We start from the raw sequence: 12351 nt of genomic DNA, 5'->3' as shown, positions 1-12351 counted from the left end.
TATGACCTATATTGAAGTTATAACTGTTCTGATTATAACTGTCATTATATTTTCCATTAGTGTTATATCTGTATTCAATTTAATGGATAAAGTTGTCTTAAATGAAGAATTGTTTAAAACAATTGTATATTGTGGTCTTTGGTCTTCAAATGCTGATTATATAAGATATTCTAAAAATAAAGTATATATTCATTACACGTTTTTTGAGAAAGAAAATGTAGTTATAACAAAAGAGGTGGATTTAGGGGATTATTTTAATAAACTTGATTTAACAATTATTCCATTGTATAGAGTTAGTGGAGGTACATTTGGAAATTTTAAAATTGAACCTATTGTTTTTGATATTTCAGGGGAATAGGAGGGAAAGTTTGTTAAGGGAAATTTTAGGTAAAAGGATTATTTCATTTGATTTTAGAAATGATAATGAAATTTTTTATGGAAGTCTTGAATATTTTTTTGGTAAAACTAGGTTATCTTCTTTCAAAGAATGGGATTTAGATTTTCAACCCACTGTGGATGATATAATAGTTGTTAACATTCCATGGGATTATATTTTAAATTTGAAAATTCCTCTTCCCACAGTAAAAAATAAAAAGGAAATTGACAAGTTATTACTATTAGAAATTACACAAAATTTGGGTATACAACCAGAGCAAATATATTACGATTATTTAATAACATCTAATAATATTGCAAATGTGTTTGTTGTAAAAAAAGAAGAACTTCAGAATTATTTTCAAAACCTTTATGCTAAAAAAATCCCAGAACCAGATATTCTATATCCAGATTTCTTCAAAGAATCTATTCTTTTGAGTAGATTCACTGGATATAGTATGCAGTTGTTTATAAACAAAAAGTATTCAGGAATGTTAGTTTTTAATGATTCAGATTTAATTGAGGTAAGATACTCTGATTTAAGTTTAAAAAATTTTGACGAGGTTTTATTGGATGAGTTTGGTTATTCTGTATACGAATTGGAATATATTGACGATGAAACATTAATCAAAGATGTTAAAGCTTTTTTGATGAATTTCTTTAGTGATTTTTTATCGTTGATTGAACGTGAAGTCTTTATTACTATAAATTCGATGGAAGAAAAAATAGGACTTGAAAATATACAAACTATTCAAATTGTAACTGATTCAAATATAATTAATGAGCTTTTAAAAGAACATTATGATGATTCTACTCTTTTATTAAATAGATTCTTTTTTCAAGATTTTATTCCATTAGTTAAACATTATAGATTTTTAGGGGTTTTAGGTCTCTTAAAAAGAGGGGGGATAAGTGTTGGAAAGATTAAACTTATATAAGGCGAAGGAAAGAAGAATTTCAATAAAGAAATTTTTGATTTTTGTAATAATAGTTCTAATTCCATTTTTTTCGATGTTTTTTCTTTCACAATTTTGGGTATATCAAAGTATTTCTAAAACTGTAGAAAGTTACCCTCTTGTTTTTAATAACATTACTTTTTTAGAACCACTTGAAATTCCTAAAATTGTTGAAAACGAAATTTTAAAATATGATTCAAAATTAAATATTATTGTGAACAAGATAACTTATTATAAAAGTTACTTAAATAAGGTTTATTATTCCAAATATTTTTTACAAGAATTGTTGGATTTTTTCAAGAAAAAAAACGAGAAATTTTTTATAAAAAGTATAAATTTTTCTGATGGAAAATTTAAGATCTTATTTTATGAATTTTCAAATCAAAAAGATGATTTTAGTGAGGTTGTAAATAAACTTAATGATGTTTACAAAAATGTGGGAATATCTTTAAAAGATACAAAAACTCTATATAGTGATTTTAAAATGTTTGAATTTTATTTGGAGGGGGAACTATGAATATAAAACAAAAATATGCTAACTTATTTTTTGGAATTTTAATAATTTTTTTGACATTTTTACTATTATTTAATGTATTTGTTATAAAATTGAATTTTTTAAAAAATTTTAAATATAACACAGAGATTTTAAACGAAAAAATTAAGCTCTACAACAGGTTTAATATTAATTTTAAGAAGCTAGAGAGTATAATAAAAAATGATGATAGAGAATTTTTGAACTTATTGGAAAACGGTTATATATCAAAGGAATTAGATGTCAAAGAATTTGAAAAGATTTTTTATGAAATTGTGAATTCAAAAAGTGTACCAATTGAAATTTTAAAGGTAGATGTCAAAACCAATTTTCCTATTATTTTTGATAAAGATAAAAAAATAACGGTCAGTTTTCAAATGAAAGTAGGTGATATAATTGAATAAAAAATACATACTAATTTTAATGGGATTATTAATAGTGTTTTTTATCTTTATGTTAATTTTTTCAAGCAAAAAATTACCAAATTTATCTGATACGAAAAAATATATAGTTAGAGCAAAAAATGATTATGTTAATTTTAAAAATATAGAGAAGATTAATTATTTTGAACCATTTTATTTGAAAATTACTTTAGATAGAGAGCATTTAAAAAATTATACAATTGTTGGTAATATAAGTTATTTAGGATACTATTTAGAGGATAATGAGTTTTATGCGTACATTAAAAATTCGGATAAAGTCTTAAAAATTAAGCCAAAATCAATATTTTTAAATAAATATTATATTTTAAATGTAAGTAATAAAAATCTTGTAGTGCTTGATATTGACGATGGTAGTATTAAATTAATTGTTCCAAAGAAGATAGGGGGGAATGACTAATGAGGAAAAAATTTTTGTCTTTGTTATTCATAACGATATTATTTAGTTTCTTGTTTTCGAAAATATTGAATATTGATTACTATTTTGTTGAAAATAAACTTCAGGTGGTTTTAGAACTTGATAATGAAGTTTTGCCTTCAAAAGTTAGATTTGGTTGGAATGATTCAAAAACGGTGTATTATTTATCAATTAATGGGGAATTTGTTCAAAGTTCCTTTTTACCTGTTTCGAAAGGTCCTTTAGAAGGAATACAATTATCACCATCTGAGAATTCTGCAGACATCTTTTTCTTTACGATTGTGCCAGTAAATTCTGATTGGTATGTTGTTGGAAATAAAATTATTGTTGATTTTCCAAGTAGTGTGAAAGATAGAAAATTTAGTTTTTCATTTTTAAATGCACCTTTAGATGTAGTTATAAGGGAGTTTTCAAAAGCTTTAGGGATAAATATTTCGTTGTATGAAGGAGTTAGAAATATAGAGGTTAATCTTGATGTAAAAGATGTTACAATTGAAAAGGCTTTGAGATTGTTATTTTTAAATAACCCAAAAGTTTGTTATGCATATGGACCAGATGGTACTTTATATTTAGGGTTGGAAGAAGAAATTAACAAGAATTTTGCAATGTATTGGCAGATCTACGATGGAGAAGTTAGTGCGGAAAAGATAAAATCGTTACTTGGATCAGGTACTTTTATGAGCTTCTTAAAGGATAAAAGTAAAGTATTTGTATATGGTGGTATTAGAGAACATAGGATAATTTCGGATGCAATTTCAGTAAGACCAAGCAAATCTTGGTATTATTATTCATACACAGTTAGTAAAAACACAGTTGAGGAATTTTTAAAAAATATTTCGTCTATATATGATTTTAAATATGTTGTTTTGGAGCCATTAAAGCAAGTAGCTATTTATGCAGATACAGAAATTTCAAACACAATTGGTTATTTAATTTCAACTTTAAGAGATAATGGGATTGTTGATTTTTATGATTATATTGATGTTAAGGTAAGGTATCCTCAAAGAATTGCATCGGTTCTTGATTCAATAAATATTCCATATAAAATGTTTGGTGAAGTAATAAAAGTTCCAAAAATTTTTAAAGATTTAGTTGAAAAGATAAACAATGATAGGAGTATTGGGAATCCGTATAGGATGGTGATTGAAAGTATTAAATTGGATACTGTTAAATCTGCAATTTCATATTTAGGTATTGGTGAAAATAATGCAAAGGTAACAGAGGTAAATGGTAAAATTTTTGTTACGTTATTTGTTACTGAAGAATTATATAAAAGATTTAATCAATTCATTGAAATTGCAGGTACAAAAACTGCAAGGTTGAAGGTTGATAGAAGTTTATTGAGTAAAGTAAAAGTTCTGAAAGAATTTGATGACGGTACTTACTTAATAGAAGGTAAAGAGAAGATAATTGAAAAATTAATGAGGATGACTCAAAATAAGAAAAGATACGTTCTTGAATTGACACCTTTTGATCCACCAAAAGAGTTATTTTTGTCTCTTATAGATGCAACTCCGGTGTATTATTCTGATAAGACTTTAATATACGATAACATAGATGATTCATTAATTGCTGAGATAGAAAAAATAAGGAAACAATTTGGAAAGGAAATTGTCGAAATTGGTGTTATTGATGATAATTTTAAAAAGATATTGGAAGAGTTATTTGGTGTAACAGTTTATAGATTGAAAAATAAGGTATATATAAAGGGTGAGAAAGCAAAACAAGCTAAGGAGTTTTTTGAAAAAAATAGTGTTTCATATAAAACAGAAAAAGTTAATGTGAAGATTGAAAATTTTGAAGAAGTACAATCCATAATAAAAGATTTGTATAATATTGAGGCTAAATATTATCCGGAAAGTAAATTGTTGATTCTTAGAGGAACTGACGAAAATATAAAACAAGCAAAAAAATTCTTGGATAGCTATAACAAAGGTAAAGTAATAAAATTTGTTGATTTACCTTATACAGATGATATTAAATCTGTTGTTGAAAGTACATCATCAGTAAGAGTATTTGATTTGAACGGAAAAATATTGTTGGTTGGTGAAGAAAGAGAACTTCTTGAAGTTGAAGATTTATTAAATAGTATTGATACCAAACAATCTATAATTGAAATTAATTCAAATGTTCAAAATATTGAAGAATTCGTTAAATTTAATTTTGAAGATAGGATAAAAATTCTGAATTTAAATGGGAAGATTTTGGCAAAAGGTACTCCAGAAGATTTGAAAAAACTTCAAGAAAGGCTCAAGGACTTTGACGAAAAAATTGTTAATGTGGAAGATGAAAAATTAAAAATAGATGTTAAAGACTATAATTTGAAAGATTTGATTGAAAGAGTTTTCAGAGCATATGGCAAAGATATTGTATTTGAATCGGATATCGTTGGTAGTGTAACGTTGAAAGTTGAAGGTATAACTTTGAACAATTTTGAAGACTATTTGAAAAAATATGGAATTGATGTTCGCGAAAATGGGAAAATAGTATATATTGAAAAAACTTCTAAAATATTAAATGTTAAAGATGGGAAGATTTCTATAAATGCAACTGATGTTTCAATTGCAGATATGGTTAGGGAAGTTTATCCTAAATTTGGTTATGCTGTAATCGTAGATTCAGTTGATGAAAAATTAAATTTAGTTTTGGACGGGTCAACTTTAGAAGATTTTGAAAAAATTTTAACGAAAAAAGTAGATATTACAAAAGAAGGAAGTATAGTGTATATTGAACCTAAAGATCAAGTGAAAGAAACTGAGATGAAAGATTTTATAACTTTTGGAAAAAACAAAAGATTTAGTATAAGTGCTGAGAATGTGCAACTTAGAGAAATTATCAAGCAAGTTGTTAAAGGATATGGTTTTTCTGCGGTTATTTCTAAAGATATCAATTCTACTGCTAATCTTTACGTTAATGAACTAGATTTTAAAGAATTTGAAAAAATATTAAATCATTATAATATAGAGGTGAAACAAGAAGATGGAATTTATGTATTTGATTCGCTAACGACAGATTCAACAAAGACTGTAAATACTTTTGTATTTTCTGTCCCAAGAAATGTAGAAAAGATACAGGAACTTATAAGTTTTTATGGAGGAAATTCTTTTGTGGATTCTGCTGCAGGTGTGGTAATTGCAACGGGAATTGATGCTAAAATCTCCGGAGAGATAAAAGGTTATATTGAAAAATATTTGAATTCTAAGCTAGCATTGATTGAAGTTAGGGTAGTAGATGAGGAATTAACAAATTCTCTAGACATAAATTTTGGAGAAATTACTTCCAATATTGGAACTTTATCAAAAAATGGATTTGATATAACACTTTCTTTGGGAGAAATGCCTTTAGAGAAAATTATAGATAAACTACTTTCAATTGGTTCGGCAAATGAACTTACTGTAAGACTGAATGGGAAAATGAATTTAACTGATAAAGATGCAAAGCTACTTGCTAGTCCCAATATTGTTGCCAAAAGCGGTGAAAAAGCAAGTATTTTAATTGGTGACAAAATTCCGATTGTTTTAAACGCTGGTGAGAATTCTCAGGAAATTAGGTATATAGAATCAGGTGTTACTTTGGAAATAATACCGTTTGTAAATGCGGATAATACAATTGATCTCGAATTAAATATAAAAGTAAGTAGTTTTGATTGGGATATAAAAAATCAATACGGACTTGCGTTACCGCTAGAAAGGACCAGGGAATTTAATTCTAAAATTTCTTTGAAAGAGAATGAAACACTAATTATTGGTGGACTAACAAGAGAAGAAAATTCAAAAGTGGAAAGTAAGATTCCAATTTTGGGGGATTTACCTATTATAGGAAAGTTTTTTAAAACAGAAAAAGATGACAAAGTAAAAAGAAACATAGTAATTTTAATATCAGCAAAGGTTGTGGAATGATGAAAAGAAAAATGGCTTTTGCTGATAAGTTTTATCCCAAAGATGTATATAAGTTAAAGAGTTTCTTTGACACTTATGTTGATAAAGTATTTTTAGAAAAATCTAAAAAAAATTTTGGGATGATCCTACCACATGCTGGATATGTATATAGTGGTAAAACTGTTTTATTAACATTGAAAGAAGCTTTAACTTTTGGAAAACCAGAAAGGGTTATAATTTTTGGAACAAATCATTCAGGTTTTGGTAAAGAGACTTTTTCCGTTTGGGAAAGAGGAAAGTGGGAAACACCGTTTGGTGATTTACAAGTTGATGAGGTTTTTACAAAAAAATTATTAGAATATGAAAGAGTTAGTTCTGATTATTCTGTACATTTATATGAGCATTCAATTGAAGTTATTTTGCCTTTCTTGAAGTATTATTATAATGATTTTAAGATAGTACCTATTGTGTATAATTATCAAAATTATAATTCTACACTTGAAATGGTTGAATTCTTAAGGAGTCTTAATTTAGAAAAGACATTGATTATTGCATCATCTGATTTTAATCATTATGATTCGCACAAAAAAACGTTGGAAAAAGATGAACTATTAATTAATGAGATATTAAAACGTAATACAACTGAATTTTTCAAATTAGGTCAAGAAGTATCTGCGTGTGGAATAGGTCCTATTTCGGTTACGGTGGAGTATTTTCAAAATGTAAAGTTAGTTTATCATACAACAAGTGCTGAATTTTCAGGAGATTACAATTTTACTGTGGGGTATGCAGGTTTTGTATTATGGTAAAAGAAAAATATTTCAAGGAATTTGTTATATTATTTTTAATTTTTTTAGTGTTAACGACTGCGGTTTTTCAAAAGAAAGAAATAGTTCATGAAAAACAAAAAAGAGTTTACTCTGAACAAATAATCGATATTAATACTGCTACATATGATCAGCTTTTGGCTTTACCAGGAATAGGGCCAACAAAAGCAAAGAATATAATCGATTATAGAGAAAAAAATGGAATGTTTTATGCACTTGATGATTTGCTAAATGTTTCAGGAATAGGTTCATCAACTTTGAAAAAAATGAAACCTTTTTTAAGATTGTCTAAAGTTAAAAATGTAACCAAAGAAAAAGTTGAAGATAAGATAAATATTAACACTGCTTCAATAGATGAGTTAATGAAACTTCCTGGAATTGGTAAGGTAAAAGCAAGAGAAATAATAAATTACAGAAACAAAAACGGATTATTTAGCTCGAAAGATGAACTATTAAATGTTAAAGGTATAGGACCAAAAACACTGGAGAAAATTAAATCAATGATTTCATTTTAATATTTAGAAAAGAAGATAATAGGAATGATTAAAAGTAGAGATAGAAGTTGAAAGAAATTATAAGTAGTTATTAAAGAAGCTCCAATCAAGATTAGAGATAGTATATAAATTGATATAAAAAATCGAAAGTTTATATCTTTAAAGATTAGAGAAATTAAGAATATAACAGCAATTAAATTCAATATAAAACTTGTAAAAAATCTTGTATATAGTTTTTCAAATGAAGGTATACTTTGCCCACCTGGTATTCTTCCAGGAATGCGTAATATCCAAGTATATTTTACTATACCCTTTCCATACAGGGTAAGAATTGACATGCTAAGTATCAAACAAAGAATAGTTAAAATAATAAAAATTTTTTTCATAGTATCCCTCCCATTTGTTTAGATTATGTTTAATTTAATTTCGTTTTCGTTTGAAATGTTAATTTAATGAACCTGTTCAAAAAATAAGAAGATATAAAACAAAGCAGATAATATCTATCTGCCGCAAAATATTTACACTTTTCACAAAATTATTCAAGCATTGATTTTAAGAGTTTACCTTCATCTGTATATGCTAAAGAAGCATTTATGTTTGATACTATTGTTTTATCTTTGATTATTCCAGCAAGTATTTCTATTTTTACGTGATTTTTTGCTTTCCTTAATTGTTGTCTTTTTTTATATGAAAGATAAAACGTGTTTGAGTATTTAATACTTTGAAGCTATACTAAAGAGACGTGTGAGAAGGTACTTTATTCTTTATATTTTGTAATAATGCTTTCAAAAGAACTTGTAAAAAAAGAGAAAACAAATCATGGGTTCTGTGTATTTTCGCAGTTTACCTTTCTTTTTAGAATATTGCAAAATAAATTTGTAAAATTCTTTGTTGAATTTATAACTTCGTCTCATTCCTGTTTTCTTCTTTGCTTTGTTTTTTGTTTGTTTTCCATTTTTTATTTTATCTCTTTTTACTTTTTTTGATGAATATGTTCTCAATTTAATTGACAATAAACATAACATTTGATACAATCTTATTGAGAATTATTTTCAATAATTGGAGGTGTGTTTATGACTTTGGATCAAGTACCAGAATGCACAAAAGTGAAAATTTTATCAATTATGGATTCAAATATTAGAAACAGAATTTTAGGGTTGGGGATTGTACCGGGGAGTGTAGTTGAAGTTGTACGTACTTCACCGATGGGAGATCCAAGGATGTATAGAGTTTTTAATAAGACAATTTCTTTGAGAAATAGCGAAGCAAACTTAGTTGAAGTGGAATTATTGAATGATTCTATACCATTAATATTTGCTTCTGATGGAGAATATATAGTCGAAAAATTATGTGGTGGAAGAATGTTTAGGGTAAAAGTAGAAAAATTAGGGGTAAGTGTTGGAGTAAAATTGAAAATTTCAAATGGTGAGTTATATATTCATGAAAAAAAAGTTGTTATTGGGAGTGGAATGAAAAGAAAAATAATTTTGAGGAGGGGCTAAGATGGTAATCTCCGCAGCATTGGTTGGAAATCCAAATGTTGGAAAAACTAGTATATTTAATAGGCTTGTTGGAGCAAGGCAATATGTGGCTAATTGGCCTGGGGTCACTGTAACTAAAATTGAAGGTGCAATGGAATGGAAAGGAAATACCCTTCATTTTATTGATTTACCTGGGACCTATTCTTTGACGTCAAAGACGATTGATGAAAAAGTAACAAGAGATTATTTATTTTTTACCCCACCTAATGTATCTCTTTTAATTGCAGATTCACTAAATCCTGAACAAAGTTTTTATCTTTTAATCGAATTGTTGGAAATAACAAATAGTGTTATTTTGGTAATGAATTCGATTGATGAGATAAGAAATAGAGGAGTTAAAATAGATAAATTTGAACTTGAAAAACACTTTGGGGTGCCTGTGGTTTTTACTTCTGCAAAAACTGGCGAAGGAATTGATGAATTAAAAGATAAGATAATCGAGGTGGCAAATGGCAAACACTCAAAAAAAGTGTTATTTGATTATGGAAGTAGAATTGAAAATTATATAAACAAAGTAATAAAACAGATTCCGGACAACGTATTTACAAATAAACGATATGCAGCGTTAAAATTTTTGGAAAAAGATGAATTTTTTTATGAAAAATTAAAATCCCATGTAAATATTGAACGTGATGAAGATTTTTCATCTGAAATTTCAAAAACAAGATATGAACATGTGGTGTATATCATAAAAGAGGCATATTCAGGGAATAATTTAAGTTATGTGAAAAATATTAATGACAGAATTGACCATATTTTGACTCACAAGATTTTTGGAATACCAATATTAATATTTGTTTTCTATCTTGTGTTTAAATTTACATTTGAAGTTATGCAACCTGTATCTGATTTATTAGATGTAGCTTTTTTAAATTTGTCCGAATATGTAAAATCATTTGGTAACAACGCATTTATTTCGTTGATTACAGATGGAGTAATTGGTGGGGTTGGTGGAATTTTAGTTTTTGTTCCAAATATTTTTGGTTTATTTTTAGCTTTAGGGATTTTGGAGGAATCTGGATATTTACCTAGGGCTGCTTTTGTTTTAGATAGGCTAATGTATAAGTTAAAATTATCTGGTAGAGCATTTATGTCCTTAATATTGGGATTTGGATGTAATGTTCCTTCAATAATGACAGCAAGAGGTTTACCAGATGAAAAAGAAAGAATTGGCACCATATTATCATCACCTTTTATAAGTTGTAGTGCAAGGCTTCCAGTGTATATAATGATAATTGGAATTTTTTTCAAAGGGTATAAATCTGAAGTTCTTTTTAGCATTTATCTTATCAGTATACTTTTAACCGCTTTTTCAGCTTACTTTATCAACAAAATCTTCTTCAAAGGAGAAAATGTACCATTAGTTATGGAATTACCAAGGTATAGAGTACCTACTTTTAGAAATATTTTCATTTATACTTGGAACAAAGGAAGTCATTTTTTGAAAAAAGCTGGGACTATAATACTAGTTACAAGTATCGCAGTATGGGGATTAACGTATTTTCCAGATCATGGAAATATAGAAACAAGTTTTGCATCTTATATTGGTAAAGGTTTAGAAATAATATTGAAACCCTTGGGGTTTGATTGGAAAATAAGTACAGCTTTGTTTTTTGGTGGGGTTGCAAAAGAAGTTATTGTTTCTACAATTTCAATGTTGTATGGATTTGCCCAAGGAGATATCTCAAGTGCAAAAATGTTACTTTCTCAATCTTTATCACCTTTAAGTGCATATGCATTTCTTGTATTTGTTTTGTTGTATATTCCATGTTTTGCAACACTTGCTACAATTAAATCAGAAACTGGTAGTTGGAAATGGATTGTTTTTTCAGTAGTTTATAGTTTTAGTTTAGCATATTTATTTTCATATATTGTTATATTTGTTGGAAAAGCCTTTATTTTTTAGCTTGATTTTATTTTTTACGTTTTTTTTGTCCAAATATTACTTTTTTGAACCTTGAATAACTTATTTTATGTGTTAGAATTGTATTGGTTAAATATATAATAGGGAGGGGATTATATGAAAAGATATACAAAAACTCATGAATGGGTTGATGAAAATGGATATGTTGGAATCACTGAGCATGCTCAAGAAAAGCTTGGTGATATAGTCTATGTTGATCTTCCAGAAGTTGGAGCCGAACTAAAAAAAGGGGATATTTTACTTTCAATTGAAAGTGTTAAAGCAGCATCGGATATTTATGTACCAGTAAGTGGGAAAATTGTCGAAGTTAATGAAGAGTTGGATTCTCAACCAGAGTTAATAAATGAAGATGCTGAAGGAAAGGGATGGATTATTAAAATTGAATTTTCGAACAAAGAAGAATTTGATGAATTGATGAGTGAAGAAGAATATAAAGAATTTTTGGAAAATGAGGGTGAAAGTTAATGTTGGGAGTTACTGCTTACTCTGTTTTAATGTGTATTGTTAATATCTTGCTTGGAATATTATTAACTCTTGGAATTATTCAGCAAGGTAAATCAGTTTTTGGTATTTCCACGGTTATGGCATGGTTATTTTTTGTAATTTCATTGTTGTTTTTTCTAACAGGTGGGTTTGTGGAATTCTTTACAAAGTTGGGTTTGTCTATATCACCTGTTGTATATTTAGTAATAGCTATTTATTCAATGTTTGAAATGAAAGATTTGGCAAGTTTGAATATTCGTTCTGCGATGAGAAAAGGAATTTTATTTTCGATAATACTAATAGCATTTTTGGTTATTGATGCGTTGTGGGTTAAGAATGCTGTTTATATTTCCTCATTTTCAATTGGATGGTCATATGTTGTAACTTTAATTTTTGGTATTAAGAACAGAAATTTAGAATAGAAAATGATTTTTCAGATAAATAGTGGGGGAATCCCCACTATTTTTGTATTGGGAGTGATTT

Annotated in this window: 13 protein-coding genes; 12 read left to right on the top strand and 1 reads right to left on the bottom strand. The window is 27.3% G+C overall.

From position 1 onward, the window contains the following. The first annotated feature begins 1 nt into the window (after nucleotide 1). From AS157_RS09265 to AS157_RS09230, 8 genes are read left to right on the top strand one after another with little or no spacing between them, the layout of a single operon-like run. On the top strand, nucleotides 2–358 hold the full coding sequence (locus tag AS157_RS09265; protein WP_077197684.1) for a hypothetical protein: 357 nt from the start codon (nucleotides 2–4) through the stop codon (nucleotides 356–358). Between the two features lie 10 nt (nucleotides 359–368). Further along, nucleotides 369–1313 carry a hypothetical protein gene (locus tag AS157_RS09260; RefSeq protein WP_143608939.1) on the top strand — a complete coding sequence of 315 codons (945 nt, stop codon included), beginning with the start codon at nucleotides 369–371 and terminating at the stop codon, nucleotides 1311–1313. Beyond that, nucleotides 1291–1848, top strand: coding sequence for a hypothetical protein (locus tag AS157_RS09255; RefSeq protein ID WP_077288514.1), 558 nt, complete (start codon nucleotides 1291–1293; stop codon nucleotides 1846–1848). Before AS157_RS09260 ends, AS157_RS09255 begins: the two co-directional genes overlap by 23 nt. Next, nucleotides 1845–2267 (top strand): hypothetical protein, encoded by a 423-nt coding sequence (locus AS157_RS09250; protein ID WP_077288513.1) that lies wholly within the window; start codon nucleotides 1845–1847, stop codon nucleotides 2265–2267. Before AS157_RS09255 ends, AS157_RS09250 begins: the two co-directional genes overlap by 4 nt. Beyond that, entirely contained in the window at nucleotides 2260–2703 is a 444-nt protein-coding gene (locus AS157_RS09245) for a hypothetical protein (protein WP_077288512.1), read from the top strand. Before AS157_RS09250 ends, AS157_RS09245 begins: the two co-directional genes overlap by 8 nt. After that, nucleotides 2703–6620, top strand: a complete 3918-nt coding sequence (locus AS157_RS09240; RefSeq protein WP_077288511.1) for a type II secretion system protein GspD — start codon at nucleotides 2703–2705, stop codon at nucleotides 6618–6620. The genes AS157_RS09245 and AS157_RS09240 overlap by 1 nt, the downstream gene beginning before the upstream one ends. Further along, nucleotides 6617–7408 (top strand): AmmeMemoRadiSam system protein B, encoded by a 792-nt coding sequence (gene amrB / locus AS157_RS09235; RefSeq protein WP_231450238.1) that lies wholly within the window; start codon nucleotides 6617–6619, stop codon nucleotides 7406–7408. The genes AS157_RS09240 and amrB overlap by 4 nt, the downstream gene beginning before the upstream one ends. Next, nucleotides 7402–7941 (top strand): ComEA family DNA-binding protein, encoded by a 540-nt coding sequence (locus AS157_RS09230; RefSeq protein ID WP_077288509.1) that lies wholly within the window; start codon nucleotides 7402–7404, stop codon nucleotides 7939–7941. The genes amrB and AS157_RS09230 overlap by 7 nt, the downstream gene beginning before the upstream one ends. Here AS157_RS09230 and AS157_RS09225 read toward each other — a convergent pair. Continuing rightward, nucleotides 7938–8306 carry a hypothetical protein gene (locus AS157_RS09225; protein ID WP_077288508.1) on the bottom strand — a complete coding sequence of 123 codons (369 nt, stop codon included), beginning with the start codon at nucleotides 8304–8306 and terminating at the stop codon, nucleotides 7938–7940. The genes AS157_RS09230 and AS157_RS09225 overlap by 4 nt on opposite strands. A 687-nt stretch (nucleotides 8307–8993) precedes the next feature. On the opposite strand from AS157_RS09225, the gene AS157_RS09220 reads away from it, so the two are divergent. From AS157_RS09220 to AS157_RS09205, 4 genes are all read left to right on the top strand, one after another. Next, entirely contained in the window at nucleotides 8994–9422 is a 429-nt protein-coding gene (locus AS157_RS09220; RefSeq protein WP_075665069.1) for a FeoA family protein, read from the top strand. Between the two features lies 1 nt (nucleotide 9423). Continuing rightward, complete coding sequence (gene feoB / locus AS157_RS09215; RefSeq protein WP_077288506.1) at nucleotides 9424–11367, top strand: ferrous iron transport protein B; 1944 nt, start codon at nucleotides 9424–9426, stop codon at nucleotides 11365–11367. A 114-nt stretch (nucleotides 11368–11481) separates the two neighbouring features. After that, nucleotides 11482–11850, top strand: a complete 369-nt coding sequence (gene gcvH / locus AS157_RS09210) for a glycine cleavage system protein GcvH (RefSeq protein ID WP_077288505.1) — start codon at nucleotides 11482–11484, stop codon at nucleotides 11848–11850. Then, nucleotides 11850–12290, top strand: a complete 441-nt coding sequence (locus AS157_RS09205; protein ID WP_077288504.1) for a hypothetical protein — start codon at nucleotides 11850–11852, stop codon at nucleotides 12288–12290. The genes gcvH and AS157_RS09205 overlap by 1 nt, the downstream gene beginning before the upstream one ends. Nucleotides 12291–12351: the final 61 nt, after the last annotated feature.

This window comes from Thermosipho sp. 1244, from assembly GCF_018588215.1.
Classification (GTDB): Bacteria; Thermotogota; Thermotogae; order Thermotogales; family Fervidobacteriaceae; genus Thermosipho; species Thermosipho affectus.
This window is presented reverse-complemented; position numbering and strand designations above follow the sequence as displayed.

What these genes read in the sequence shown, in the direction of transcription:
- AS157_RS09265 (WP_077197684.1), top strand. Translation starts at nt 2, where the DNA reads ATGACCTATATTGAAGTTATAACTGTTCTGATTATAACTGTCATTATA.
- AS157_RS09250 (WP_077288513.1), top strand. Translation starts at nt 1,845, where the DNA reads ATGAATATAAAACAAAAATATGCTAACTTATTTTTTGGAATTTTAATA.
- AS157_RS09240 (WP_077288511.1), top strand. Translation starts at nt 2,703, where the DNA reads ATGAGGAAAAAATTTTTGTCTTTGTTATTCATAACGATATTATTTAGT.
- amrB (WP_231450238.1), top strand. Translation starts at nt 6,617, where the DNA reads ATGATGAAAAGAAAAATGGCTTTTGCTGATAAGTTTTATCCCAAAGAT.
- AS157_RS09230 (WP_077288509.1), top strand. Translation starts at nt 7,402, where the DNA reads ATGGTAAAAGAAAAATATTTCAAGGAATTTGTTATATTATTTTTAATT.
- AS157_RS09225 (WP_077288508.1), bottom strand. Translation starts at nt 8,306, where the DNA reads ATGAAAAAAATTTTTATTATTTTAACTATTCTTTGTTTGATACTTAGC.
- AS157_RS09220 (WP_075665069.1), top strand. Translation starts at nt 8,994, where the DNA reads ATGACTTTGGATCAAGTACCAGAATGCACAAAAGTGAAAATTTTATCA.
- feoB (WP_077288506.1), top strand. Translation starts at nt 9,424, where the DNA reads ATGGTAATCTCCGCAGCATTGGTTGGAAATCCAAATGTTGGAAAAACT.
- gcvH (WP_077288505.1), top strand. Translation starts at nt 11,482, where the DNA reads ATGAAAAGATATACAAAAACTCATGAATGGGTTGATGAAAATGGATAT.
- AS157_RS09205 (WP_077288504.1), top strand. Translation starts at nt 11,850, where the DNA reads ATGTTGGGAGTTACTGCTTACTCTGTTTTAATGTGTATTGTTAATATC.